Below are 25,254 nucleotides of genomic sequence, written 5' to 3'. Positions count from 1 at the left end.
AGCACCCGTCCCTCTTCGTCGTTGCCCCAGTACCCCGGAGGTGACGGTTTCTCATCAAGTGTTCCGGCGTGGTACTTCTGGTTGAGGTCGAAGAACGACCGCCACGCTTCACTGTTTTTCCGAATGATTTGCTGGGCAACACTACTGCTGAGGACGGATTTGTATGTGCCTTCGAGACTGCCAGTGTCAGCATCCCAGACGCTTTCATCGTCTTCGAGGAAGGCTTGGCGGCGAGCGTAGTTCGTCTCGTTCCAGAGACTCGCAGAAGCATCCAACCATCGAACGAACACCTCACGCTCTTTGACGGAGCGAAGGCGAACATCGAACTGGTTGGCTCGCTTCATCGCACAATTCTACGAAATGTCCGTTCCTAAAAGTATGGATTAACGTGGGAGACTCGGAGTGGCTCTCGCTCGTGGTTCGTGTCGTGTGTTGTCGGATTCATCCCACGAGTAAAGCCGTGGGCTTTCTCCTTGGTTCTGTGTAACTGCGGCGACGAGAACGTTCGTGTCGAGGAGCACTCTCATATCCGTTCGCGGACGTCACGAACGGCCTCAACGGAGTCACCCTCGACATCGAGTCCCAGCTCAGAGAGTGCCTGTCCGAGCGGGACTGTCTCGTCATCATCGGGGTCCGAGGAAACGAACTCCTCGAAGTCGTCCGAAGTGAGACTCATACCCAATTCTGCTCACCGATTCTCAACAGACTACTGGTGGTCCCGTCGTCCGTGGTTGAGCAGTGTGACTCGAATTTACGCCGACCCCCCAGGCGGGAGACAACTGAGGTGGGAGCAGTCGCTCAGGGTAAAAAAACGTAAAGGAGCGTCGATGTTCGTTACTCGTTGCCGAACATCTGGCGCATCATGGGGTGCATCTCCATGAGCTGCTCTTCGGCGATCTCCTCGTACAGCTTGTACGTGATAGAGACCGCGAGCAGCAGACCGGTGCCGGAGACCTGCCCGATCGTGCCGAGCAGGTTCGCCATGACGGCGAGGAGTCCGACGAGTGCCCCGCCGATGACGGTGACCTGCGGGATGTACCGCTCCATCACCTTCTCTACGACCTGCGGGTTCCGTCGAAACCCGGGGATCTGCATCCCCGAGTTCTGGATCTGTCGTGCGGTCGCCTCCGGCCCCATTCCCGTCGTCTCCACCCAGAAGATGGCGAAGATCGCCCCGCCGACGACCATGAACGTCAGGTCGATGGCGAGCCGAACGGCGATCATCCACGGCTCGACCGACGCCGGGATCTCTCCGAGGAACCACATCCACTCCGTCCGCCGCTGGATCGGGTTCAGGTAGTAGAACAGCCCGGACAACGGCTGGCCCTGGTCGCTGTAGGTGCCGAGCCACGCCGGCATGTTCGCCCACTGTGACGAGAGGATCTGTCCGAGGAACTGGATGTTCGCCTGCAGTGCGCGAACGAGGATCATCGGCAGGACGGACGCGTAGATCAGCTTCACCGGGAACCGCCCCCGAGCACCTTTCACCCGTGCGTGTGACAACGGGATCTCCACGCGGACCGACTCCGCGTAGACGACGATCCCGAAGATGAACAACGTGGTGAAAAGCGCCAGGATGTTTCCGGGGTCGAAGAGCAGGTTCTGGAGCCCCTCGGCCGTGAACGGCGAGAGCGACACGGGAACGTTCCCGACGGCGATGCCGTACCAGCTCGCGAAGAAGCCGGCACCACCGAGCGCCGAGAAGCTGAAGAAGCCGCCGACGATCTGCTGGCTCACGGCGGCGATGATGAACAGACCGACGCCGGAGCCGACGCCCCACTTGCTCACGATCTCGTCCATGAACAGGATGAGGATGCCGCCGACGAAGATCTGTGCGAAGATCACCAGCTCGACGGCGAACTCACTACCCAACGCCGACACGGCCGCCGGGTCTGGGGGAAGGAACTCGCCGGTGAACACCATCGGTGCCGCCGTGATAGCGGTGACGATGACCACGAGGAGCTTCTGGAGCCCTTGATACAGGATCTGGTCGCGTGGGTCGTCTGTGTCGAGCCCGAGCAGGTTCGCCCCCCCGAGCAGCTGTAAGACGATCGACGCCGTGACGATCGGCCCGATGCCGACCTGTAACAGCGAGCCGGACTCGCCGGCCAGTATCGAGCGGAACTGTCCGAAGAAGTCACTCCCCTGTCCGGCAGCGAGCCCGAACGGGTTGATGTTCGTCAAGAAGAAGTAGACGAGCAGTATCCCAGCCGTCCAGGTGAGCTTCCGCTTGAACGGGACGTGGCCCGCCGGTCGCTCGACGACGGGCATCCGCGAGAGCACCGGTTCGGCGACTTCCTTCCAGCTCATCGTTACGCCTCGTCGGTCTCGTCGTCCGAGGATGATTCGTCGGTCGCCTCGGCGCGGGACGAGAGCGACGCCACCCCGCCGGCACCCTCGATCGCTTCGACTGCACCGGCCGTGAACGCGTCGGCGGTGACCGCGAGCTCGTTTCGAACCTGGCCGCCTCCGAGCACCTTCACCACGTCGGCGTCGTGGCCGCCGTCGACGACGTCACGCGCGTCGAGCACGTACGCGTCGCCGTCTTCTTCGGCGATCCCCTCGGCGACGTACAACGCAGCGTCTTCGTCGAGCGTCCGGGCGTTGACCTCGAGGACCGTCGTCTGTGCGCTCTCCGGGCGCTTGAAGCCGTGTTTGCCCAGCGGTCCGTAGTTGTGGTACTCGTGTTTCGACCGACCGGCGGCACCGCGGCCACCGCGGTGGCCTGCGCCGCGTCGGTTCTTGTGTGTCCCGCCGCCGTGTGTCCGTGAGCCGCGCTGTCGTCGTTTCTTACTCGTCATCGCATCGCCTCCAGGAGCGTGTCGATCTCGGCCGTCGAGTGACGACCGAGCGCACCACCCTCGACGACCGGGTGTTTGATCCCGTCGTGGCCGCCGCGGGGAGCGTGAAGTCGCAGCGTCGGGGAGAGCCCCTGCTCGCGTAGCGTCGTCTCCTCGTCGACGAGCGCCGTCGCGAGTGCCGCGACGTCCGCGTAGTCGGTGTGTGTCTCTACCCACTCGTCGTCGACGTCGGCCGACCCCTCGAGCGGCTCGCCGCGTCGCTCTATCGTGGCCGCAACCGTCTCGACGCTCGGCTCGCCGAAGGCGACCAGGTCGTTCACCTTCGTGATCATGCCGCGGTAGGAGTCCGTCTCCGGGACGAGCGTCGCGTGGTTGACCCGCCCGACGTTCAGCATGTCGAGCGTGTCGAGTACGTCCTGGTTCACGTTGACCTCCCCGCGGAGCTGCACGATCGCCTGCATCACTCGCTCACCCCGTCGTAGTGGACCTGGCGAGCGTGTCGCGGCGTCCGCGACTGGGCGGCGTTCGACAGCGCGTTGAACGTCGCCTTCGCGAGGTTCACGGTCGTGCGCGTGTTGCCGTCCGAGTTCGTCCACGCATCCTCGACGCCGGCGAGCTCCAAGATGTTGCGGACCGTCTCCGCGGCGGCCAGCCCGAGCCCTTGCGGGGCGGGCTTGATCTCGACGGTGACGGAGCCGGCCTTGCCGGTCGCCGTCCGCGTCAGCGAGTTCGTGCCGCCGGGTTGGTCTTCCCACGATCCCGAGCCGCGATCGACCGAGATGATGTTCAGCTTCGCGACGTCGATCGCCTTCTGGATCGCGCCGCCAACCTGGTCGTCACGAGCCTGTGCGTAGCCCAAGTAGCCGTCGCGGTTGCCGACCGCCACGACACAGCGGAACTTCACCCGTCGGCCGGAGTCGGTCATCCGCTGGACCATGTTGATGTCTAACACCTCGTCTTCGAGCCCCGGAAGGAGCTGGTCGACGACCTCGACCTCCTTCATCGGGAGCCCCGAGGTGAGCGCCTGTTCCATCGACGTGATGTCGCCGTCTTGTACCTTGCGGCCGAGCCGCGTTCGCGGCTCCCAGCCGTCGTCGTGTCTACTCATAGTCCTCTTGGATGCTCTCGAGCACCGCGTCGAAGTGCTCGGGTAGCTCGCGTGCGTCGAACTCCCCCGCGTACAGCGGCTCGTCGAGCTGCTCGGCGTACGCGGCGATGTGCTCGCCGCGCGTGCGCGACCAGTCGGCCAGCACGCGTTCGTTGTGGGGAATCTCGAGGCCCGCGTCGATCGCGCCTTCCTGTACTGCGAACGTCTTGTTGCCGGGCGTCGCCGTGTTGAGTCCGATGTCGAGGACGGCCTCGTCGAGGTCGGCCTCGACCGCGCGTGCGCCAGCGAGAGTGCCCGTGAGGTACGCACTCGGGAGGTTCCCCGTAGGAGCCTCCCAGCCGTACGCCGCGAGGTCCTCGCTCGACGCGGCCGCGTGGGTCTCGTCACCGTCCGGACCGGGTGTGACCAGCTGCGCCCTGACGTGGGCGTTGCTCACCCGGGCGACCAGGCGAGGCTTGCCCGATTTCAACAGGCGCAACCGCTGATGGTAATCCGTCCGAACCTCTCGGCGACGCCGCATCGGCACCTTGTATCGTGGTCCTGTCGCCATTACTCTGTCACCTCGTAGCCGAACTGCGTCTGGATGTACGCCTCCAGGCGGGCGACGTCCTCGAACTCGCCACCGCTCGCTTTGTTGTACAGCTCGCGGTACTCCGTGCGGTCGAGGACGTCCTCGTCGTCGCGGAGCTCCTTCAGGCGGGCTCGCTGCGCGCGGATCCGCGCCTTCCAGTCGTCTTTCGTGTTCTGACGCGCACCCGCTTTGCCCTTCCGGCTGCCGGCTCCGCGCCGGTGGCCGTACGAGCGTTTCGCTGCGCGCTCGCGGGCGCGTCCGCGCGAGTTGGTCTTCGCGTCCTTCGCTCGGATCGTGCCCTGGTCGATGAGGTCACGGATGTCCTCGCGGGTGATCGCGTCCGCGATCGCTTCCTGGGCGTCGGGATCGAGCCAGACGCGGCCTTCGCCGACGTCGAGTTCGTCTGCGGCCAGCCGCTTCTGGGCGCTCAGATCACTCATCGGTCACCTCCACCTCGACGTACGTCGGGTTCAACACGCGGATCTCTCGTTCTTCGGCCTCGTCTTCTATCAGTTCACGCTTGCGCGCACCGACGCTCGAGGCTATCCGCACCGCCTGGACGGCGGCGTCGACGCCGTCGAGGTCGTCGGTGTTGTGCACGCGGACCTCCTCGAAGCCGCTCGGGTGGAGGTCACGCGAGGCCGTCGGCGAGCGGAAGCCGGCCTCGACGACCGGTCCCTTCGCTTTCATCCGACGGCGCTGTTTCGACAGGCCGCCACGCGGCGCCCGCCACGAGGTGGGGACGCGCTTTTTCTTGTGGTAGTCCTGTCGGTTGAACTGCGGTTTCCCCTCGCGGTGTTTCTGTGCGAGCGCGCGAGCGGTCTCGTCGTCGAGCGACGGGGTCTTTTCGGCGTGACCGCGCGGGCGAAGCTCCGTCTCGACCGACTCGTCGGCCTCCTCGGTTTCCGCCTCGGCCGTCTCGGTCTCGTCTTCTATCGCCGCGTCGGTCTCCGTTTCGACCTCGAGGCCGCCGACGTCGGCTTTGATTCGGGCGGCGAGGGCGTTTCCGACGCCTTCGACCGCCGAGAGCTCTGACTGTGACGCCGCTTTCACGTCGTCGACCGTCTCGTAGCCGGCCTCCCGCAGGGCGTCTGCCTTCGAGGGGCCGACGCCGCTTATCTCTTCGAGCGTTTCGGCCATCTCAGGCACCTCCGGTCGGCTTCTCGACGATGTACACGCCGTCTTGGAAGACGCGCGTGTCCTTGTCGGTCACCTTGGTCAGCTGTTCGATGTCGGCGGCGGTCTGGCCGACGGCCTCCTTATCGGAGCCCGACAGCCGCACCGTCTCGCCGTCTACCTGTACGTCCGTGTCCCCGCGGATCGGGGCGCGTCGGTCCGCCTTCTCGCCGAGGAAGTTCGTGATGACGACCTCCTCGCCCTCCACGCTGACCTGCATCGGGAAGTGAGCGTAGTACACCTCCATCGTGTACTCCCACCCGTCGGTCACGCCGTGGATCATGTTGGCGACGTGGCTCTCGAAGGTGCCGACCGTGGCGTTCGTCTTCGCGTCCTCGTTCGCCGTGGCGATAACGACCGCGCCGTCTTCGACCGACACGTCGACGTCGGGGTACCAGAGGCGTCGCGTGACGCTCCCGTTCGGTCCCTCGACGGTCAACTCGAGGTGATCGGTCGTAGCGGAGACGTCGTCCGGAATGTCGATTTCGACTCTGTTCATTGTTAGTAGACGTATGCGATGACTTGACCACCGATGCCCGCCTCGCGGGCCTCGTAGTGGCTCATGACGCCGTGGCTCGTCGTGACGATGAGCGTCCCGTAGTCGCGGGCCGGGAGGTATCGTTTCTCCCACTTTTCGAACTCATCTGCACCCGCCGAGTAGCGGGGCTTGATGGCGCCACACTCGTTTATCGCGCCTTTCAGTTCGACCTCGAACGTTCCGGCTTTCCCGTCGTCGACGTACTCGAAGCCGTCGACGTACCCGCGGTCGTATAAGACCTCGAGGACGGAGCCGATGATGTTGGAGGCGGGCTCTACCGTGTACGACAGGTGGCCGACGCTCTCGGCGTTGTCGACGCCGGCGAGTGCGTTGGCGAATGGATCGTTTCCTGTCATGATCAGCTGTACTTCTCGAATCCCATCTCGCGGGCGACCTCGCGGAAGCACTGGCGACAGAGGTTGATGTCGTACTTGCCGACCAACCCCTGCTCGCGGCCACAGCGCCGACACTCGTGTCGGTGGCCGGTGCGCTTTGCGGCGTGCTCGCCCGTCTCGTTGTTCGCTTCGCTCATTCCGTTACCTCAACGTCGAAGTTCGCTTCGAGGAACGCGATCGCGTCCTCGGTCGTCATCTGGTGTGACGACGGAATCGACCGGGTCACCGTGTCGCGAACCGCGACGCGGTAGCCGGGTCTGACGATCGTCGTCGTCACGTCGAGCCCGTAGATACCGATGTTCGGGTCGTACTCTTGGCTCGGGAAGTCGGTGTGGTCGTCGACGCCGAAGCTCAGGTTGCCGGTGTCGTCGAACTGACTCGCCGAGACGTCCACGAGTGGCAGTGCCGTCTCGAGGAACGCGTGTGCGTCGTCGTCGCGGAGCGTCGCCTTGACGCCGATCGGGTCGCCCTTGCGGATCCCGAACTCGCCGACGGTCCGCTTTGCCGTCGTCCGGACCGACTGCTGGCCCGTGATCTCCTCGACGATGTCTTCGGCGTCGGCGAGCGGCTCTCCGCCCTGCCCGACGCCCATGTGGACGACGACCTTCTCGACGTACGGCTCCCGCATCTCGTGGGTGGCCGCGTCGGCGTCACTCATCGGTTACGCCCTCCTCGTCGGCGTCTGTCGCCGCCTCGGCGTCGTCGCCGGTGAAGTTCTCGTCGATGACGACGACGTACTCCTCGACGGTCTCGTAGCTGTCGTCGTCGCCGTCGACGACGACGGTGTTCGACCCGGACCCGAGCGTGACCTCGACCTGCGTGACCGTCCCGATCTGTCCGGCGTGCTGGCCGGCGGTGGCGGTGACGAGTGCGCCTTCCTCGTACTCGAAGTGGGCGACGATCTCCTTCGACTCGTTGTCGATCACGATCGAGTCTTTGGTGTCGTACGGCGTGTCTGTGTCGACGCGGACGTTCGTGCCGTCGTGTAGCGTCAACTGGACGTCGCCGCCGGGGACGACCGTCTTGGTTGTCACCTTCCCGAGTCGGCTCCCCGCGGACGCCTCGTCGATGGGCGTCAGCGCGAGTCGACCCCCCTCGTCCGGGAACACCCGGAAGTACTCCCCACGGACGGGGAACGCGAGGATGTCGAAGATCCCGATCGGTCGCTGTTCGTCCGAGACGGCGTCCCCGTTCACGAGGACGCTGTCCGTGTTCAGTGCGTACCGAGCTTCCTTCGTCGAGTCGACGTAGCCGAGGACGTCCCGCAACAGGACGACGAGCGGCACGCCGGCCTCGCCGTGCGGACCGGCGCCGGCCTTTACCGTGAACGTCTGCGTCTTGCGCTCGACTGGCCAGGAGTTCGGTACCGAGAGTCGCTTCTGGTGTCGTGTCATTCGTTCTCCTCCTGGAGTCGCGCCTCGCGGCGGTCATCAGCGAGGTCGAGGTCCGTCACGCGGACGTTGCTCGCCGGGAGCGGGCGGGGAGCTTCTTCCCCGTCCGCACGCTCGACGACGACCTCTTCGACGGTGATCCGCTCGTCCGTGAGGTCCACCGAGAGCACCTCGCCCTCGGTCCCCGCAGCGTCGCCGCGAAGCACCTCGACGGTGTCGCCGGCGTTGACGCGGACGTTCCGCTGGCCGTACTCCTCGCGGAGCTCGGGCGTGAGCGGTGCGCGGACCTTCCGTTGCCGCTCGTGGAGCGGCGCGGTCTCCGACCGTTTTCGTTGTTTGCGTGGCTGTTTCGTCATAGTTATACGATCATCGTCGCGGTGGACGCGATGCTGCCGTAGCGCTCTGCGACCTCGCGGGCGACCGGGCCCTTGATCTCCGTACCGCGTGGCTCGTCGAGGTCGTCGATGATCACGGCCGCGTTGTCCTCGAATCGGACTCGACGGCCGTCCGGACGACGGATCGGCTTGCGCTGGCGAACGACGACCGCCTCCAGCACCTGCCGACGCATCTCTGGTGTCCCTTTCGTGACCGAGACGGTCACCTTGTCGCCGATGCCCGCCTTCGGCTGGCGGTTCTTCGTGCCGGAGTAGCCGGCGACGGAGATCACCTTGAGCTCACGCGCCCCGGTGTTGTCGGCACACGCGATGAGCGAGCCCTTCGAGAGCCCCGGCGTGACGTCGGCTTTCAGCGCCTCCATCACGCATCACCTGCCAGGTTCTCGACGACGACGTGTGATTTCGTCTTCGAGAGCGGCCGCGTCTCTGCGATTCGTACTTCGTCACCGACCTCGAGCGAGTCGAGCACGCCCGGCACGTGTGCCGGGATGCGCGACCGACGCTTCATGTACCGATCGTACTTCGGTACGAACACGTCGTACTCCCGCTCGACGATGACGGTCTTTTCCATATCCGTCGACACGACCGTCCCCTCTCGGAGCTGGCCGCGGACGGGAAGCTCCCCGTAAAAGGGGCACTTCTCGTAGTCGTAATCCTCCGGGTCGTCTGGCTCCGGAGGCGTGGGTACGTCGATTCCTATCGCCATTGTGTGACACCTCGTTCGGTGCGTTCGGCGGGCCGATCCCGCAGCTGTGTGCCATCCACCGTTACGTAGACCACGTCTTTGCACTCGCCTCGTCGGCTCGCCGCGTCGGCGGTGAGACCACCGGCCGCGGACGGGCCAGACTGACGGGGGCGGACCCCCGTAGTATCCGACCCGAGTTGGGACGCAGACCCCGACGACTGGCCGTCGTCGGCGGCTTCATCTGTGCGTGCGGTCGCCGTCGCGGTGACCGCGAACTCCATGGTCGTGCCCGCTTTGGGCACCCGCTTGTCTCCCGAGTCGGTCCGCACCACGAGGGTGTGAGCCGTCTCGTACAGCACGCGACCGGCGATCCCGACGTGGGCGTCGCTGTCGGCGTCGGCCACCCGCACGGGGAGGCCGACGAGTTCGTGCCGTGTGAGCGTCTCGGGAGTCAACACGGCTTACGCCTCGTCGAAGTCGCCTTCTTCGGTCTGGATCGTCTTGATCCGGGCGATCGTCTTCTTCAGCTCGTTCACGCGGCCCGGACTCTCTGGCATCCCGCCGGCCGCCTGCTGTGCTTTCGTGTTGAGCAGCTCGGTCTCGAGCTCCTCCAACTCGACCGCGCGCTCTGCGGCGGTCATGTCGCGTATCTCGTCGGTGTAGAGGATCGCCATGGGTTACTCCTCCGTCTCCTCGTCTGCGGCTTCCATCTCGGCGACGAGGTCCGCGGCCTCGGCTTCGATGTCCTCGTCGAGCTCGTCGAGCCCGTCGCCCGCCTCGTCGGCCTCGATCGGCTCCTCGTCGGGTTCGTCGGACGGCTCGACGACTTCCTCGACGGCCTCTTCGACTATCTCCTCGTCGAGAACCTCCTCGTCGAGGTCGGCCGGCGTCTCGTCTGGCACGGAGACGTCCTCGTCGGCGCCGACGTCCGGCACCTCCTCGGGCTCGGCTTCGAGCAGCGACTCGACGCCCTCGTCTGTGCCCGCCTCGGCGGCCTGTTCGACGGACGGCGCCTCTGCGTCGTCGCGAACGGCGAAGTCGTCGGGAAGCTTCGCGCCCGGCGGAATGATGCGCACCGTAACACCAATCGTTCCGAGCTTCATCACGGCGACGCCCTGGCCGTGGTCGACGACCTCCTGTGCGGGCTCGCCGTTGTGTTTGATGTAACCGCGGTTGAACTTCTCCACGCGAGAGCGGGCCCCGGTGACCTTCCCCGAGAGCACGATCTCCGCGCCGAGTGCGCCGGCGTCGATGATTCGGTCGATCGTGGTGTGGCCGGCCTTCCGGAAGTACCAGCCGCGCTCCAACGCGTTCGCGAGCCGGTCGGCGACGATCTGTGCGTTGAGATCCGGCTCGTCGACCTCCTGGACGTCGATCTGCGGGTCGTCCATGTCGAAGCGGTCTTCGAGCTCGCTCGTGATCTTCCGGATGTTCTTCCCGCCTTTGCCGATCACCATACCGGGTTTTTCGGCTTTCAACACGATCTGGGTGCCCATCGGCGTCTTGGCGACGTCCATGCCGCCGTAGCCGGCGCGCCCCAGCTCGTCCGCGAAGAACTCGTCTATCTGTGAGCGACGGAGCCCATCCTCGATGAACTGATGTTCGTCTGCCATTATTCTGCTGCCTCCGGCTCCGTGACGATGAGCTCGACGTCTGCGAGCGTGGTGTTCCACTGGGTCGCACCCGCCGCACGCGGGTTCCGTCCCGGTCGCTCACCCACCTTGTGGGGAGCGACGTGTGTGATAACCATCTCGTCGCCGTCGAAGCCCTGTTCGTCGGCGTTGTTTTTGACGTTCTGGAGGAGCTTCAGGAAGTCCGTCGCGGCCTTTTCGGGGTATCGGCCCGCGTCCCAGCCGTCGATGTCCGAGCGGTGGCCCGCCCCGGCGTTGTGCTGGCGCATCGGGACCGACCGCTCCTGTTCGATAACGGCCTCTAAGAAGGCCTCGGCGTCGGCGACCGTCTCGCCTTTGATCTCCCGTGAGATCTCCTTGCTGTCCTTCACGCTGATGGGCCGATCGCGGAGCATCCCCTTGGCGGTGGTGTCCGGGTCGGCCTCGACGCTGTAGTTGATTCCCATGGGTTATTTGAGCGGCACGAACTTCGAGGACCGGGTCGCGCCGATGCCGGCCTGACCGTGTTCGACGGTGCTTCGCGTCTGGTGGAACTCGCCGAGGTAGTGACCGATCATCTCCGGTTCGACCTCGACGCGCTCGAAGCTGTGGCCGTTGTACACGGCGAAGGTGATTCCCACGAACTCCGGGAGCACCGGCATGTCGCGCAGGTGTGTCCGAATGGGATTCGCCGCGGTCTCGTCGGTATCGCGGTCGCGAGCCTTCTCGAGGAGCTTCTGTTTCTCCACGCTCAGTCCGCGGGTGATACTTCGCCGCTGTCGGGCGGGGAGCAGTTCCGCGACGTCGTCGACGTCCATCTCCTGCAACTCGTCGAGTGTGTGACCGCGGTAGGCGAACGCTTCGCCCTCGCGGCCGATGCGGTATTCTGAACTCATCTGTTTTTACCTCGTCCCGTCCGTTTGGATGCGATGTCACCGACCTTCCGGCCCGGCGGGGCGTCCCGCGAGACCGACTTCGGCTGGCCGGGGTGCTGGCGACCGCCGCCACCGAACGGGTGGTCGACGGCGTTCATCGCCACGCCCCGAACGCGCGGGTACTTGGTCCCACGAGCGCGCATCTTGTGGTGCTTCTTGCCCGCCTTCACGAACGGCTTCTCCGTTCGACCGCCGCCCGCGACCACGCCGACGGTGGCGCGACACTGCGGGTCGAGTCGCTTCACCTCGCCGCTCGGGAGCTGTACGACCGCGACGTCGCGATCGTGGGTGAGCAGCGTCGCCGAGACGCCGGAGGCGCGGGCGAACTTTCCACCGTCGCCGCGGTTGCTCTCGACGTTACACACGGGGACCCCCTCTGGGATCTCCGAGAGCGGCAGGGTGTTACCGGGTTTGATCTCGGCCGAGACGCCGACCTGTATGGTCTCGCCCACGCGCACGCCTTCGGGTGCGAGCACGAGCCGGCGGTCGTCGTCGTCGAACGCGACCTCTGCGAGCGGCGCCGAGCGTGCCGGGTCGTGTTCGATGCCGACGATCTCACCAGAGACCAGGTCCGTGTCTTCGGGCGTCTTGTGCGACAGCTCCGCCTTGTAGCGGTGTGAGGGGGCCCGGAACGTCGGGCCACCGCGTCCACGCCGCTGTCCTTGAATGCGTCGTCCCATGTTCAGAACACCCCAATCCGGGAGGCGACGTCGGTCGCGTCGTCGTCGTCCGACAGCGTGACCGTCGCCTTCTTCGTGCCCTTCGGCGTCACCTGCGTGTTCACGTCGACGACACGGACGTCGTACCGGGTCTCGACCTCCTCCGTGATCGCCGGTTTCGTCGCGTCGATGTCGACGACGAACAACAGCTTGTTTTTGAAGTCCATCTCGTTCATCGCCTGCTCCGTCACGAGCGGGTGCTCGATGAGCGAGCTCATCGGTCGGCCACCTCCGCGACCGCGGACTCGGTCCACAGCGTGAGTCGTCCCGGGTGTGCCCCCGGTGCGAGGTCTTCCGCGTTGACCTCGCCGGCGGTCGTCACGTCGACGCCCGCGAGGTTGCGGGCGGCACGCGACGGCTCCTCGCTCGTGACGACGAGCAGCGACTTCGGCTGGCGGTACTTCCGGCCACGAGACGTCCCGCGGCCCGAGCGCACCGAGCGTCCCTCGTCGGCGCGCTCAACGTCGGCGTCGACGCCGAGCGCCTCGAGCACGCCGAGTGCTTCCTGGGTCTTCTCGAGCGACTCGAACTCGTCAGAGACGACGAGCGGGAGGTCGAGGTCCTCGTCGAACGCGTGACCGCGATCGGCGACGAGCGCGACGTCGGTCGTCGCCGCTATCGCCGAGCGAACGGCGAGTCGGCGCTCCTTATCGTTCAGGTCTTTCGTCTGGTCCTTCTCCGCCTTCGGCGGGTGTGCGCGTCGCCCCGACACGGCGTGTGGGACGCGTCGAGCAACGTTCTCGGAGCGCGGGACGTGCGCGAGCCCGCGCCCGGAGCCGAACGACTCCGCGGGAGTCCGCATCCCGGCGAACTCGTCCGCGCCGTAGGCCTGCTTTCGGTTCGCCTGTGCGACGGTGACCGCTCGACCGATGAGGTCCGGTCGGAACGGGGTCTCGAAGACGTCCGGCAGCTCGACGCTGCCCGCGTCCCCGCCGTCCAGGTCGTGTACTGTAGTGTTCATGTGTTATCCCTGGTTGGATGCGGTGGATACGTACCGAACCTCGGGGTCGAGGCGCGGCTGGTCGTTCGGCCGGATGGCCGGGCGGAAGCGCAACAAACGCTGGTTCGGTCCCGGCAGCGAGCCCTTGATCAGGGCGTACTCGCCGTCGACCTCGCCGTGGTTGACGAACCCGCCGTCGACGCTGGCGTCGTCGCCCTCACCGAAGTCGACGAGGCGCTTGTTGAGCTCGGTGCGCTGATGATACCCGGTCTGACCCTGCTGGGGCACGGTCGAGCGGACGCGGGAGGGGTTCCACGGACCGAGGTTGCCGATCCGACGCCGCCATCCCTGACGAGCGTGTTTGCCCTTCCGCTTCTGGACGCCCCAGCGCTTGACGGGGCCCTGGGTGCCCTTCCCTTTCGTGACGCCGGAGACGTCGGTGTACTGGCCGGCGCGGAAGACGTCCCCGAACTCGTGGGCGCCGCCGTCGGCGACGAGTTCGAGCCCGAACTCGACGCGGTCGTCGAGCGAGCCGCCGCCGACGCGCGTCTCCATCACGTCCGGCTTCTTTTTCGGCACGTTCGCGAGCGTGGCGGGCGTCGTGTGCGTGATGGCACGCACGTCGTCGACGACGCCGTCGTCGAGCAGCTCGCGGAGTTCGGCCGCGTCGGCCTCGAACGTGTCTTCTGCCGGGAGGTCGAGGGTGCGGTCGAGTTCGTCGTGGAACTCGGTCGCCCAGACCTCAGCGACCGGCTGTTGTCCGTACGGTGTGTCTTCGTAGGCGCGCAGGGCGACGGCGTGCATCGGCGGCGTCTCCACCACCGTCACGGGGACGGACTCTTCCATCCCCTCTCGCGGCGAGTTCGCCTCGTCGTTGACCATCACGACGTGGGTCATCCCGGCTTTGTAGCCGGCGAACCCCTGCAGGGCTGGTGCCCCGTCGTCGTCTGGCCACGAGCGGATGCGTGGAACCTCGCTGTCCGCGCGGGTGCGCGGACCGTAGCCCAGCGAGCCTTTTCGTGGTCGGCTTGGTTGTGGCATGTGTTTACTCCGTGAGTGTGAGCGAGCCGAGGGTCGCGAACAGCGCCTCTTCCGTTCGGACTACCCCGCTGCCCTGTGACGGGATCGTGTTCAGCCAGAGGTCGAACCCCGGATCGGGTTCGACTCGACGGCCGTTTTCGACGGCCGTGTGAACGTCCTCGGGTTGACACCCGAGCATCTCCGGAAGCCCTCGTTCCGGCGCGCCGAAGGCGACGGTGTAGCCGCCAGCCTCCGACGCGTCGGCGACGAGTTCGCCGAGCCGCGAGACGGAGAGGTTCGCTCCGTGTCGCGACGTCGCGACGGCGAGTCCGCCGTCGACGAGCGCTTCCGACAGGTCCGCACCCACCACCTGGAAGCCAGCAGACGGCTTCCCGGTGATCCGGGCGCGCACCGGTTCTCTCGAAGAGACCCTGATGGTGACGCGCTCTCCCGCTCGCACCTCCATCCCGGAGGGAACGAGCAGGGAGATCGGGTGTTCCCACAGCGGGGAATTGACCCGGACGCGGCCTTCAGGTCCGACCTCGGTCACGAGTCCCTGTGTTGTCGACTCGTCCCCGTCTGGGGGCGAGCCGGTCCGCCACGGCACGCGGAGCGGTGGCAGCACGCCGGCGTACCGGAGTTCGTCGCGCTCACCCCAGAGGTCCTTTCGGAGCTCCGGCGGCGTCGCGGCGTACCCGAGTACGGTGCGGACGTACTCCCCACTCCGTCGGCGTTCGCCGTCTTCGTCGGGGAAGACGACGAGCCGGTCCGCCCGGAACACGGCCGCCGCGCGAGCGACGGTGCCGAGTTTGCGAGTCGCCTCGCGGTCGTCCTCGGCCTCCCGGACGACCGAAGACGGGATACATATCGTGAGCCCGTCTTCGGTGCGCATCGTGGCGAGACTGTATACAAGATCCCAGACCGCTGCCTAAAAGCATAGCGGTCCGTATTTCGGCCTGTGGAGCGTTGACACGCCGCCTCGCGGGTGAACGACACCCAGACGACCGTGTCACCGCGGCGCGTACGAGCCGCCGATGTGACAAACTTAAGTGCGTTACCGAGAGACGACGTAATGTGGAGCACGCACCGGTAGTGTAGTGGTATCACGCAACCTTGCCATGGTTGCAACCCGCGTTCAAATCGCGGCCGGTGCACTCACAGCGTCCGTCGGTCGGCCCACGTTCGGCCCGACCTATGTTCGGTCCGGCCAGCATCGTTCGTGACCGACATCACCGAGAGTGAAGACGCTTACTGCGGTGGCGCGCGCCTCGTGAGGTCGCCGCAGGCGGCCTCGCGAGCGCGTGCGAGGGATGAGCGAGTCGCCCCCGGGCGACTCGCGAATCGGTTGGGGAGGGAGTGGCTGAAAGACGTGTCCGGGTGTCGCGCGGTCGTCTCGGTCGCAGCCTCACGAACGCCGTATGCGAGCGAATCGGTTGGGGAGGGAGTGGCCAATTGGCGTCCGGGTACCGGGAGCCGGGTTGGTCACAGGCTCACCACCGGTGTACGGAATCGGCCGAGGAGGGTGTGGCCAGGACGACGCTGTGACGCTCGGATGCTTCCCGTCCACTCGCTCCCACGTTGATCTCATTGGTCGGAAGACGTGCCCGAATACGACCGCGCGATAGCTGGACACCACGTGGTCACGCTCTCCACGATCAATTCCGTACGCACGCGACAGCGGCCGTGGGACCGAGACGACCTGCGACAGCCGGACACTTCTTCGCCACCCCCTCCCGGGCCGATTCGATACGTCGTTGGCGATCGTGTAACCGAGACGACCCACGGTACCCGGACACCAATCGGCCACACCCTCCCCAGCCGATTCGCTCGGTCGCTTCGCTCCCTCGCTCATCCCTCGCACGCGCTCGCGAGCCCGCCTTCGGCGGCCTCACGAGGCGCGCGCCACCGCGTTTCACACGTCCCTATTCGACCACTACTTGTCGCTCCGCACGAACCGGCATCACCGGCAGGTCCGGAAAGACCACCTCGACGACGAAGGTGAGTGCGTCGGCGTCTGGCGGGCCGAACACCCCGACCGGCACGGTGGTCTCCCCGTCGAGGTACGTCGTCGTCGCGGTCATCTCGACGTCGTTGACAGTCACCCGAATCCCGACTCGTGCGCCACCGCCGACCGCGGTGACGGCCACCTCACACAACTCGTTCTCGCCGACGGCCACCCGCTCGGGGAACGTCCCCCAGTCGACGCGAATCTGTGGGACCGCGCCGGCCGCCTCGACGATCCGTTCGGCCACCCCCTCGCCCATCCCGACGTTCGAGAGGCCGGCGGTCCCCGCCGCACGGATCGCGGCCGGCGAGGTGATCCCGGCGTCCGCGAGTCGGTCGGCCCGGCGGGAGCCGACCCCGTCGACCGCGGTGAGCGCGACGGCCTCCCGGGAGACGCCGTGCTCGACCCGGGCCTCCACGCGACACGCGAGGTTGGCGGCCCGCGGACCCGCGAGCTCGTCGAGGAACTCAGAGAGCGCAGCGAGCAGCCGCAAGGCGTTCTGCCGGATCACCCACGCGTCCGAGCGCAGCTCGCTCGGCACCGTGTCGGCCATCGACGCGAGCAGGATCGCGAACACCTTGCGGTGACCGTCCTCGAGCGCCGTGTCGTGGCCCTCTAGGATCCGGTCGACCGCGTCTGCCTCCGCGGCGCGCGCCGACACCGAGTCGAACGCTGCGGCCCCCGCGACGGCCGCGAGGATGCCGTCGGCGGTAAGCCGCTCGCGACCAGCCAACTCCCGGAAGCGCCGCGCGGTCTCGAGTCGGAGGTAGTACTTCGAGGCGAGTCGACCGAGCGTCGTCGGCTCGACACGTAGGTCGTCGTCGGCCGCGACGAATCCCTCTTCGACGAGCGATTCGAGCGTGTCGCGCACGCGATCGCGAATGCCGTCGAAGCCGTAGGCGTCCGGCTCCGAGCGCGCTCTAACGTAGTAGAACGTCGTCTCGAGCCACGCCATCACGTCGTCGAGCCCGCGAATCGTCCCCATCGCGACCTCGGCGTTGAGGTGGGCGGGTAACTCGGCGGCCAGCCGCGACTCGATCGGCTTGCCCTCTCGAAGCAGCTCGCGGTAGGTGTCTGCGTCCCCCCGATCACACACTACCCAGCCGTAGCCGACGTCGTCGTAGCCCGGCCGGCCGGCCCGCCCGAGCATCTGGAGCACGTCGAGCGGCGAGATGTCGGTCTCGCCTTCCAGCGGGTCGTGGTACTTCGTGTCGCGGATGACGACACACCGCGCCGGGAGGTTCACCCCCCACGCGAGCGTCGACGTCGAGAACAGGATCCCGATCTTGCCGCGTTTGAACCACGCCTCGACGCGGTCGCGGTCGCCCTTCGAGAGGCCGGCGTGGTGGAAGCCGACGCCGTCGAGGACGGACTGTCGGAGCGTGTCGTTGGACAGTTCGGTCGCTTCGGTGTGGAAGTCGTAGTCGCCCCGAGAGGCCATCGGCACGTCGCGGTCGGTGATCTCGTCGCGCGCCTTCTTTGCCGCCTGCACCGTGTCCTGTCGCGAGGAGACGAACACGAGCGCCTGGCCGTCCTCCCGCAGGTGCGGCTCGGCGAGGTCGAGCGCCCGATACAGCCGCCGGTACTTGTCGGCGAAGGCGTTCGAGCCGTGGCTGTACGTCTTCACGCCGGTCTCGAGGTCGACGGGGCGATACTCGTCGCCGAAGGCGTAGGTGGTCTCCGGTGGAGCGTCGAGCCACTCGGCGACGTCGTCGACGTTCGGCATCGTCGCAGAGAGCGCGACGATCCGTGGGTCCTGCAGCCGACGGAGCCGCGAGACGGTGACCTCGAGGACGGCGCCGCGCGTTTCACTGTCGAGGAGGTGCACCTCGTCGATGACGACACAGTCTACGTCAGTCACGAACGCGTACCGCGCAGCGTCGTGTTTCCGCGTCGCGCTGTCGGCCTTTTCGGGGGTCGTGACGAGCACGTCCGCGCGCTCGGCCCGCCGCGGATTGAGGTCGCGCTCGCCGGAGACGACGTACACCGAGTAGCCGAGGTCTTCGAACCGTTCCCACTCCCGTTCTTTCTCGTTAGTGAGCGCTCGTAGTGGGGCGATGAACAGCGCGGTGCCGCCCGCCGCGAGCGTCTTACATATCGCGAGCTCTGCGAGGGCGGTCTTCCCCGAGGCGGTCGGCGCGGCCGCGACGACGTTGTGGTCGGTCTCGAGGACTCCAGGCAGCGCCTCGCGCTGCATCCGATTGAACTCCTCGAAGTCGAACGCGTCGGCGAACGCCGGCACGGCGTCTGTGACCTTCATCTTTCCCCGGCGCGTCGCGACGTCGCTCGACTCGCGCGGCTCGTTCGCATCACTCCGAGACGAGGCCTTCGAGGGCATAGGCGTTTCTTTCGGCGCGGCCACCGATGCCGACGGCTTCGACCCGGAGGTTCATAGGCGGTGACGACGAACGCCCTCCGTAATGGCTCAGGCCGGGAATCAGGACCTCACCGAGCGGTTCATTCAGTTCTACCGGAACTACTACCGTGAGGCGATCGGCACCCTCGCCCAGCGGTACCCCAACGAGCAGCGCTCGCTGTACGTCGAGTACGACGACCTCTACCAGTTCGACCGCGACCTCGCCGAGGACTTCCGCACGAAACCCGACCAGATGCGCGAGTACGCAGAGGAGGCGCTTCGGCTCTACGACCTCCCCGCCGACGTCAGTCTCGGACGTGCCCACGTCAGGCTCCAAAACCTCCCCGACAGCATCGACATTCGGGGGATCCGTGTCCACGACGACCACATCGGGAAGCTCGTCTCGGTACAGGGGATCATCCGCAAGGCGACGGACGTCCGCCCGAAGGTGACAGAGGCGGCCTTCGAGTGTCAGCGCTGTGGGACGATGACGTACATCCCCCAGAGCGACGGCGGCTTCCAGGAGCCCCACGAGTGTCAGGGGTGTGAACGACAGGGGCCCTTCCGCGTCAACTTCGACCAGTCGGAGTTCGTCGACTCCCAGAAGCTCCGGATCCAGGAGTCACCCGAGGGGTTACGCGGCGGGGAGACGCCACAATCACTTGACGTCGACATCGTCGACGACATCACCGGACAGGTGAGCCCGGGCGACCACGTCACCTGTGTCGGCGTCCTCCACATCGAGCAGGTCCAACAGGGCAACGAAAAGTCCGCCATCTTCGACCTCTACATGGACGGCGTCTCCATCGCCATCGAAGACGAGGAGTTCGAAGACATGGACATCACCGACGAGGACCGCCGCGAGATCATCGCGCTCTCTGAACGCGACGACATCTACGAGGCGATGGTCGACTCCATCGCGCCCGCAATCTACGGCTACGAAGAAGAGAAGCTCGCGATGATCCTCCAGCTCTTCTCGGGCGTCACCAAACACCTCCCCGACGGCTCGCGCATCCGGGGGGACCTCCACATGCTTCTTATCGGCGATCCGGGAACTGGAAAAAGTCAAATGATCAGTTATGTAGAGAATATTGCCCCGAGATCAGTTTATACATCTGGAAAAGGATCATCCGCTGCAGGTCTGTGCGTCACCGGAGACACGAAGATACACACCTCGGAGGGGTTCGTACCGATCCGAGAGATCGCGACAGCGTACCATCCGGAACCGGTTGACTCCGAGACGAGTGCCGGCGCGAACCACGATCTCTACACCTTCGATCGAGCGTCTGGACGGATCGACCTCACCGAGAGTTCTCACGTCTGGCGGATGCCCGAGAAGCCGTGTCGGCGGATCAAGACGGCCCACGGAAAGACGCTCGAAGCGTCTATCAACACGCCCGTACTCACCTGTGACACGAATGGGATCGAGTGGACATCGATCTCGGAGGTCGACGCTGGCGACCACGTTGCGGTACCGAAGTACACCGACATCGATCGCTCGTCTCCGCCGGTTCGTGCGTACGTCGAATTCACCGAGGAGAAGATCAAGCTGACCGACGGATCGATCGAGTACCTCCGTACCGGGCTCACCGAGACGTTTGGAACGCTCCGCGACGCCGCAGCCGAACTCGGTCTCTCGGAAGACTTCGTGTACGACACGCTCTCGAATCGCCATATTCCACAGAGTAAATTAGACACGATTCTCACGGCGATCGGAGCGGACATGGACGATGTCGTTATCGACCGTATGATGCTCCGCCACGGCGACAGCGTTAGGATACCCGAGGAGTTCGACGCGGATCTGATGTACTTGATCGGTCTCGTCTTCGGCGACGGTGACGTGATGGTTTCTCGACGAGGCGGAAATCGCGGGCACGTCCGAATCTCGAACGGCGACGAAGCGCTGCTAGAACACGCCGCAGACATCATCGAGACGACGTTCGACACGTCAGTCGATATCGAGTATCAAGACGATCGTGTCCCCTGTATTCGCCTCCACAGTGCAACCGTTGCCCGCTTCTTCAGCAACGTCGGCATCGAGTCGCCAAAAGATGATATTGCTCTCGATTCGAAGCTCACGACTGCTGAACACGCCGACGCCTTCCTCCAGGGCCTCTTCGATGCCGATGGCTCTGTGTGTGGGCGTGATACCGGCGGATCCAGCGTGCAGTTTTCGACCGTCTGTGGCGAACTCGCCGAACAGGTCCAACTGATGTTGGAAACGTACGGCATCCGGTCTCGGACGCGCGAGCGTGACTGTCGAGGAACCTCCGAACGCGCCGACGGCCACGAGATCGAATCGACGTCGGTCCAGACGCACCTGGCGATATACGGGAAAAACCTCGACGCGTTCGCCGACCGAATCGGGTTCCGGTCGACGACGAAATCAGCCGCGCTGGATGAGATCGTCCGAGATGCACCTCGACGCGGCGAACGCCTCCCGATCGGCCGCACCCTCGCTCGTGCCGATGGGGGTGCAGGCAGATACTGGCAGAATCTGGACTGTGGCGACGATCCGAGTCGTGAACGGACCCACTCACTGATCGATGACCTCGATCTCGGCGACGTTGGCTCCGTCGTCGAAGAAGTGGCCAACGCCGATCTCGTCTGGGACGAGGTCCTCGACGCCGAGAACACCGGTAACAAAGAAGTGTTTGACCTAACCGTTCCGGACACGCACAACTTCCTCGGCAACGGACTCGTGACACACAACACCGCCGCTGCGGTACGTGACGACTTCGGCGACGGCCAGCAGTGGTCACTCGAAGCCGGCGCGCTCGTCCTCGCAGACAAAGGGATCGCGGCTGTCGACGAGCTCGATAAGATGGACTGTGTGACCGGCGACACGCTGGTCTCGCTCGCCGACGGACGGGTCGAGCGTATCGACGAACTCACACGAGAGGCCGCCAAAGACGGCGAAATCGAGGAGGTATCGAACGGCCGCCACATTCGCGATATCGACCTCGACGTCTGGACGATGGACGAGGACGGACGGCTGGTCGAGCGTCCCGTTTCTGCGGTACACGAGTACGATGCGCCGTCAGAGCTAACCCGGGTGACGGTAGAGACCGGTGAGTCGCTGACCGCGACGGCTGACCACCCGTTTTTTGTCCTCGACGATGGGGAGCGCGTTGAGCGCGAAGCGGCCGCACTTGACGAGGGTGACTGGGTGTACGTCCCCAGAGAAATTCCAACGAAGGCCGCCGACGGCGGAGCAGTGGCTGCGCTCGGCGGAGCTGGGGCAGCGGCCGAGCCCGTCGGCGACAGGGGCGTCGACGCCGCGATGGCGAGTGTGCTCGGATACCTCTCCGGCGACGGGAACATCTACTACGACCGCGACGAGGGCGTCTACGGCGTCCGGTTCACCAACACCGACGAGGAACTGCTGACGGACTTCGAGCGGGCTGCCCGAGCGGCGTTCGACGCGGAACCGGTCCGTCACCCGAGCGAACAGCGTGATGACGGCGTCGAGACGGTCAGAGTCATCGGAAAAGCGCACGCTGACGCTGTCCTCGACGCAGGGATGAACCTCGGTCGATACGACGAGAAGTGCTTCCCGACTGCCGTTTCGACGGGATGCCGAGCGGCAAAGGCCGCGTTCGTCCGTGCGCTGGCCGACAGCGAGGGGCACGTCGACGAATCGGCCGGCAACGTTCGGATAGCGTCGGCGAGCCGGAGCCTCCTTCGGGGCACGCGGGCACTCCTCTTGCAGTTTGGGGTGTCGAGCCAGCTTCAACACGGTAAACGACCCGGGGGTCGAGACGTGTACTACCTCACGCTGAATAACGCGGACTCGCTGACGGCGTTTCAGCGTGCTATTGGATTCACCGCGACTCGGAAGATGGAGGCGCTTGACCGCGTCGTCAACGCCGCTGACGGCGACCGGACGATCGTCGACGTGATCCCGGAGATCGATGACGTGCTGTCTCGAACTCGTGAGTCACTCCGGCTGTACCAACGCGAGTGTGGACTCAACGCAGTCACGTATCACGACTTCGAGAATAGAGGCGCAAACACGTCGCTCCATCGGGCTGACCGGATACTGACGGCGTTCGAAGACAGAGTGGAGACGGCCGCCGAGGACCGTCGTCGACTCGACGAGACAGCAACGTGGGAGACGCTCGCCGAGCTGCGAAACCGGTACCACGTCTCACAGTCCGAGCTGGCCAAGGGAACGGTGCTGTCACAGCAGCAGATCTCCCGCGAGTGGGGCAACCATGACAGCGTTCGTGGGCTTGTGACCGACCGCTTGCGAGAGATCCTCACCGACGTCGAAGAAACCGATCTCAGCGACCTCCGCGAGCTCGTCGCGGGCGAGGTGAAGTGGCGCCGCGTCGAGTCGGTCGAAACCGTGCAACCGAGGTCGACTGAACACCGTGGCGAGGTACTCAGACAGCGTCTCGCCGACGTTATCGGTGGGCCGGTCGAAACTGCGGAGCGACGGGCTCGTGAACTCCTCGGCTGCGATGCGATCGGCAAAACGAGAGCGGAGTTAGCAGCAGCACTCGACGCCTACGGCATCAGCCAGGCGGACGTGGCGTCGAGATTCGATGCAAGCCCGGCGACGGTGTCCCGGTGGCTGTCCGGTGTCGTCAAAGCGGACCGGCTCGGTGATCTGCGTGAAGCCATCCTGCAAGAAGCGGCCACCGTCGAAGCGGAACTCCGGTCGATACTGATGCGGATCGAGGACGGACGGCGGCCGAAGGTGTACGACCTGACCGTCGAGGAGACACACAACTTCGTCGCGAACGGTCTGGTCGTACACAACTCTTCTGACCGCTCCGCACTCCATGAGGGCCTCGAACAACAGAAGATCTCCGTCTCCAAGGCGGGGATCAACGCGACGCTCAAGGCCCGCTGCTCGCTGCTCGGCGCGGCGAACCCGAAGTACGGCCGGTTCGACCAGTACGAGCCGATCGGCGAGCAGATCGACTTAGAACCCGCGCTGATCTCACGATTCGACCTCATCTTTACCGTCACGGACAGCCCGGACCCGGAACACGATTCGCGGCTAGCACAACACATCATCAAGACGAACTACGCGGGCGAGCTCAACACCCAGCGGACGGAGCTCGCGAGTTCGGAGTTCACCTCCGATGAGGTCGCCGCGGTTACAGACGAGGTTGCACCGGCGATCGACGCCGACCTGCTTCGGAAGTACATCGCCCACGCGAAGCGCTCGTGTTACCCAACGATGACGCCCGAGGCGAAAGCGCTCATCGAGGAGTTCTACGTCGACCTCCGGTCGAAGGGGGCAGACGAGGACGCGCCGGTGCCGGTCACCGCGCGGAAACTCGAGGCGATGGTTCGGCTCTCGGAGGCGAGCGCACGGGTTCGGCTCTCGGACACCGTCGAGCGTGAGGACGCCGACCGCGCGACCAGCATCGTGGAGTCGTGTCTCCAGGACATCGGCGTCGACCCCGAGACCGGGCAGTTCGACGCCGACGTCGTCGAGACGGGGACCTCGAAGAGCCAGCGCGACCGCATCAAGAACATCAAGGGGCTCATCGCCGATATCGAGACCGAGTACGAGGAGGGCGCTCCCGTCGAGGAGGTGCTCGACCGCGCCGGCGAGATCGGGATGGACCAGCGCAAGGCCGAATCGGAGATCGAGAAGCTTCGGACGAAAGGCGAGGTGTACGAGCCGACGCAGGGACACCTCCGGACGACGTAGCCATGGACCGCATCTCTGCGCTGCGCAACGTTGAAGACGCGCTCACCGCGTTTGAGGCCGGCGAGGCCGACCTCACGGCGACAGAGCGGCGCGTCGCCGCGGTGTTGCGCACGTACGCGACGACGTTCGAGGGCGACGACGCCGTCTACCGTGCGACCGGCGATCCACCGATCGACGGGCGCGTCGTGGTCGCCCCCTCGGCGCCAGCGGCCCGCGAGCGGGTAGCGGCCGTCGCGGGCGTCGACGAGGGGTCGCTCGACGTCTTCGAGGTCGAACGGGTGTGACCTCGCTGCAGTCCGGCGATCGTCGCCAGCTCCACAATCGCTAAGTACCGAGACGCGGCATCGCTCTCCGTGATACTCGTCGTCACCTACTCCGCGGCGGCCCGGACGGGGCTCCGGAACGTGTGTCGTCGCCACGAGGACCACGTCGTCCGTCGGCTCGGCCGCGCAGCACTGCTCGAGGCGACCGCGTACGGAGCCTTCCTCGCGCTCCGGCTCCGTGAGACCCACGCCGCCGACGTCCAGATCGAGTGGACGGAGCCGTTCAACGAGTTCGTCCGCGTCGACGAGGACGTCCGTGCGGCGGCCACGGCGTACGCGAACCGCGAGACGGCCGCGACACCGTACGCCTCGTTCGCGGCCGGGACCGACCACCCTGCCCCCGACGCGATGAAGCGCCGTCCGCTGTGATGGCCCGAAGGCGTGACGAGCGGCGTGACGCCGAACCGAAGGCCCGTGCCGACCGCACCCGGTCACGGGCCGCTGGCAGCGCGCCGGCGTCCCACGACGCTCCCACACCAGACGGCGAGGCGCGCCACCGCGTAGACGCGCCCCCCACCGAGACGCGGGCTCCGACCGCTGCACCGATCTGCGACCCGGCGACCGTGCTCGGTCGGCTCCCGACCGGCACGACCCTTCACACAGAGCTCGCCG

At 65.9% G+C, this 25,254-nt stretch carries 31 protein-coding genes, 1 tRNA gene and 1 pseudogene; 5 read left to right on the top strand and 28 right to left on the bottom strand.

Features of this window, described 5'->3' with window-relative positions; all coding sequences use genetic code 11:
* From ACNTAO_RS12435 to ACNTAO_RS12305, 27 genes and pseudogenes are all read right to left on the bottom strand, one after another.
* A pseudogene (locus tag ACNTAO_RS12435) lies at nt 1-344 on the bottom strand (IS200/IS605 family transposon protein TnpB); the annotation flags it as partial.
* A gap of 179 nt (nt 345-523) precedes the next feature.
* Nucleotides 524-676 carry a hypothetical protein gene (locus tag ACNTAO_RS12430; RefSeq protein ID WP_435162422.1) on the bottom strand — a complete coding sequence of 51 codons (153 nt, stop codon included), beginning with the start codon at nt 674-676 and terminating at the stop codon, nt 524-526.
* A gap of 158 nt (nt 677-834) precedes the next feature.
* A complete protein-coding gene (gene secY, locus ACNTAO_RS12425) occupies nt 835-2,310 on the bottom strand; it encodes a preprotein translocase subunit SecY (protein WP_435162420.1) in 1,476 nt (491 codons plus the stop codon).
* Nucleotides 2,311-2,312: 2 nt separating this feature from the next.
* Nucleotides 2,313-2,801 carry an uL15m family ribosomal protein gene (locus ACNTAO_RS12420; RefSeq protein ID WP_435162418.1) on the bottom strand — a complete coding sequence of 163 codons (489 nt, stop codon included), beginning with the start codon at nt 2,799-2,801 and terminating at the stop codon, nt 2,313-2,315.
* Complete coding sequence (locus ACNTAO_RS12415) at nt 2,798-3,262, bottom strand: 50S ribosomal protein L30 (RefSeq protein ID WP_435162416.1); 465 nt, start codon at nt 3,260-3,262, stop codon at nt 2,798-2,800. The genes ACNTAO_RS12420 and ACNTAO_RS12415 overlap by 4 nt, the downstream gene beginning before the upstream one ends.
* On the bottom strand, nt 3,262-3,909 hold the full coding sequence (locus ACNTAO_RS12410) for a 30S ribosomal protein S5 (protein ID WP_435162414.1): 648 nt from the start codon (nt 3,907-3,909) through the stop codon (nt 3,262-3,264). Before ACNTAO_RS12410 ends, ACNTAO_RS12415 begins: the two co-directional genes overlap by 1 nt.
* Nucleotides 3,902-4,459 (bottom strand): 50S ribosomal protein L18, encoded by a 558-nt coding sequence (locus ACNTAO_RS12405; protein ID WP_435162412.1) that lies wholly within the window; start codon nt 4,457-4,459, stop codon nt 3,902-3,904. Before ACNTAO_RS12405 ends, ACNTAO_RS12410 begins: the two co-directional genes overlap by 8 nt.
* Entirely contained in the window at nt 4,459-4,920 is a 462-nt protein-coding gene (locus ACNTAO_RS12400; RefSeq protein ID WP_435162410.1) for a 50S ribosomal protein L19e, read from the bottom strand. The genes ACNTAO_RS12405 and ACNTAO_RS12400 overlap by 1 nt, the downstream gene beginning before the upstream one ends.
* Nucleotides 4,913-5,620, bottom strand: a complete 708-nt coding sequence (locus tag ACNTAO_RS12395) for a 50S ribosomal protein L32e (RefSeq protein ID WP_435162408.1) — start codon at nt 5,618-5,620, stop codon at nt 4,913-4,915. Before ACNTAO_RS12395 ends, ACNTAO_RS12400 begins: the two co-directional genes overlap by 8 nt.
* A 1-nt stretch (nt 5,621) precedes the next feature.
* Nucleotides 5,622-6,155, bottom strand: coding sequence for a 50S ribosomal protein L6 (locus ACNTAO_RS12390; protein WP_435162406.1), 534 nt, complete (start codon nt 6,153-6,155; stop codon nt 5,622-5,624).
* A gap of 2 nt (nt 6,156-6,157) precedes the next feature.
* Nucleotides 6,158-6,550, bottom strand: coding sequence for a 30S ribosomal protein S8 (locus ACNTAO_RS12385; RefSeq protein ID WP_435162404.1), 393 nt, complete (start codon nt 6,548-6,550; stop codon nt 6,158-6,160).
* Between the two features lie 2 nt (nt 6,551-6,552).
* Nucleotides 6,553-6,726 carry a 30S ribosomal protein S14 gene (locus tag ACNTAO_RS12380; RefSeq protein ID WP_435162402.1) on the bottom strand — a complete coding sequence of 58 codons (174 nt, stop codon included), beginning with the start codon at nt 6,724-6,726 and terminating at the stop codon, nt 6,553-6,555.
* Nucleotides 6,723-7,247 (bottom strand): 50S ribosomal protein L5, encoded by a 525-nt coding sequence (locus ACNTAO_RS12375; protein WP_435162400.1) that lies wholly within the window; start codon nt 7,245-7,247, stop codon nt 6,723-6,725. Before ACNTAO_RS12375 ends, ACNTAO_RS12380 begins: the two co-directional genes overlap by 4 nt.
* Nucleotides 7,240-7,983, bottom strand: a complete 744-nt coding sequence (locus ACNTAO_RS12370; protein WP_435162398.1) for a 30S ribosomal protein S4e — start codon at nt 7,981-7,983, stop codon at nt 7,240-7,242. The genes ACNTAO_RS12375 and ACNTAO_RS12370 overlap by 8 nt, the downstream gene beginning before the upstream one ends.
* A complete protein-coding gene (gene rplX, locus ACNTAO_RS12365) occupies nt 7,980-8,336 on the bottom strand; it encodes a 50S ribosomal protein L24 (protein WP_435162396.1) in 357 nt (118 codons plus the stop codon). Before rplX ends, ACNTAO_RS12370 begins: the two co-directional genes overlap by 4 nt.
* Before the next feature lie 2 nt (nt 8,337-8,338).
* Nucleotides 8,339-8,737: a 50S ribosomal protein L14 gene (locus tag ACNTAO_RS12360; protein WP_435162394.1), complete on the bottom strand. Its 399-nt coding sequence runs from the start codon at nt 8,735-8,737 to the stop codon at nt 8,339-8,341.
* A complete protein-coding gene (locus ACNTAO_RS12355; protein WP_435162392.1) occupies nt 8,737-9,081 on the bottom strand; it encodes a 30S ribosomal protein S17 in 345 nt (114 codons plus the stop codon). The genes ACNTAO_RS12360 and ACNTAO_RS12355 overlap by 1 nt, the downstream gene beginning before the upstream one ends.
* A complete protein-coding gene (locus tag ACNTAO_RS12350; protein ID WP_435162390.1) occupies nt 9,072-9,518 on the bottom strand; it encodes a ribonuclease P protein component 1 in 447 nt (148 codons plus the stop codon). The genes ACNTAO_RS12355 and ACNTAO_RS12350 overlap by 10 nt, the downstream gene beginning before the upstream one ends.
* A gap of 3 nt (nt 9,519-9,521) precedes the next feature.
* Nucleotides 9,522-9,734, bottom strand: coding sequence for a 50S ribosomal protein L29 (gene rpmC, locus ACNTAO_RS12345; RefSeq protein WP_435162388.1), 213 nt, complete (start codon nt 9,732-9,734; stop codon nt 9,522-9,524).
* Nucleotides 9,735-9,737: 3 nt separating this feature from the next.
* Nucleotides 9,738-10,673 (bottom strand): 30S ribosomal protein S3, encoded by a 936-nt coding sequence (locus ACNTAO_RS12340; protein WP_435162386.1) that lies wholly within the window; start codon nt 10,671-10,673, stop codon nt 9,738-9,740.
* Nucleotides 10,673-11,137, bottom strand: a complete 465-nt coding sequence (locus ACNTAO_RS12335; RefSeq protein ID WP_435162384.1) for a 50S ribosomal protein L22 — start codon at nt 11,135-11,137, stop codon at nt 10,673-10,675. The genes ACNTAO_RS12340 and ACNTAO_RS12335 overlap by 1 nt, the downstream gene beginning before the upstream one ends.
* Before the next feature lie 3 nt (nt 11,138-11,140).
* The gene (locus ACNTAO_RS12330; protein WP_435162382.1) at nt 11,141-11,566 is read right to left on the bottom strand and encodes a 30S ribosomal protein S19; all 426 of its coding nucleotides are present in this window, start codon (nt 11,564-11,566) and stop codon (nt 11,141-11,143) included.
* Nucleotides 11,563-12,285, bottom strand: a complete 723-nt coding sequence (locus tag ACNTAO_RS12325) for a 50S ribosomal protein L2 (protein WP_435162380.1) — start codon at nt 12,283-12,285, stop codon at nt 11,563-11,565. The genes ACNTAO_RS12330 and ACNTAO_RS12325 overlap by 4 nt, the downstream gene beginning before the upstream one ends.
* A 2-nt stretch (nt 12,286-12,287) precedes the next feature.
* Nucleotides 12,288-12,542 (bottom strand): 50S ribosomal protein L23, encoded by a 255-nt coding sequence (locus ACNTAO_RS12320; protein WP_435162378.1) that lies wholly within the window; start codon nt 12,540-12,542, stop codon nt 12,288-12,290.
* Nucleotides 12,539-13,285, bottom strand: coding sequence for a 50S ribosomal protein L4 (gene rpl4p, locus ACNTAO_RS12315; RefSeq protein ID WP_435162376.1), 747 nt, complete (start codon nt 13,283-13,285; stop codon nt 12,539-12,541). The genes ACNTAO_RS12320 and rpl4p overlap by 4 nt, the downstream gene beginning before the upstream one ends.
* A gap of 3 nt (nt 13,286-13,288) precedes the next feature.
* Nucleotides 13,289-14,305, bottom strand: coding sequence for a 50S ribosomal protein L3 (locus tag ACNTAO_RS12310; RefSeq protein WP_435162374.1), 1,017 nt, complete (start codon nt 14,303-14,305; stop codon nt 13,289-13,291).
* Nucleotides 14,306-14,309: 4 nt separating this feature from the next.
* On the bottom strand, nt 14,310-15,176 hold the full coding sequence (locus tag ACNTAO_RS12305; RefSeq protein ID WP_435162372.1) for a putative RNA uridine N3 methyltransferase: 867 nt from the start codon (nt 15,174-15,176) through the stop codon (nt 14,310-14,312).
* A 191-nt stretch (nt 15,177-15,367) separates the two neighbouring features.
* Here ACNTAO_RS12305 and ACNTAO_RS12300 point away from each other — a divergent pair.
* Nucleotides 15,368-15,438 (top strand) — tRNA-Gly (locus tag ACNTAO_RS12300).
* A 768-nt stretch (nt 15,439-16,206) separates the two neighbouring features.
* On the opposite strand, the gene ACNTAO_RS12295 is transcribed toward ACNTAO_RS12300, so the two are convergent.
* The gene (locus ACNTAO_RS12295) at nt 16,207-18,549 is read right to left on the bottom strand and encodes a DEAD/DEAH box helicase (RefSeq protein WP_435162370.1); all 2,343 of its coding nucleotides are present in this window, start codon (nt 18,547-18,549) and stop codon (nt 16,207-16,209) included.
* Between the two features lie 160 nt (nt 18,550-18,709).
* On the opposite strand from ACNTAO_RS12295, the gene ACNTAO_RS12290 reads away from it, so the two are divergent.
* The 4 genes from ACNTAO_RS12290 to ACNTAO_RS12275 all read left to right on the top strand — a co-directional run.
* On the top strand, nt 18,710-24,319 hold the full coding sequence (locus ACNTAO_RS12290; protein WP_435162368.1) for an LAGLIDADG family homing endonuclease: 5,610 nt from the start codon (nt 18,710-18,712) through the stop codon (nt 24,317-24,319).
* A 2-nt stretch (nt 24,320-24,321) separates the two neighbouring features.
* Entirely contained in the window at nt 24,322-24,603 is a 282-nt protein-coding gene (locus tag ACNTAO_RS12285; protein ID WP_435162366.1) for a DUF7854 family protein, read from the top strand.
* 69 nt (nt 24,604-24,672) lie between these two features.
* Nucleotides 24,673-25,011, top strand: coding sequence for a DUF7855 family protein (locus tag ACNTAO_RS12280; RefSeq protein ID WP_435162364.1), 339 nt, complete (start codon nt 24,673-24,675; stop codon nt 25,009-25,011).
* Nucleotides 25,011-25,254: hypothetical protein (locus ACNTAO_RS12275; RefSeq protein ID WP_435162362.1), on the top strand; the 244-nt coding region annotated here is incomplete at its 3' end. The genes ACNTAO_RS12280 and ACNTAO_RS12275, both read left to right, overlap by 1 nt.

It is taken from the genome of Halorubrum zhoui, assembly GCF_051194155.1.
Taxonomy (GTDB): Archaea; Halobacteriota; Halobacteria; order Halobacteriales; family Haloferacaceae; genus Halorubrum.
This window is presented reverse-complemented; position numbering and strand designations above follow the sequence as displayed.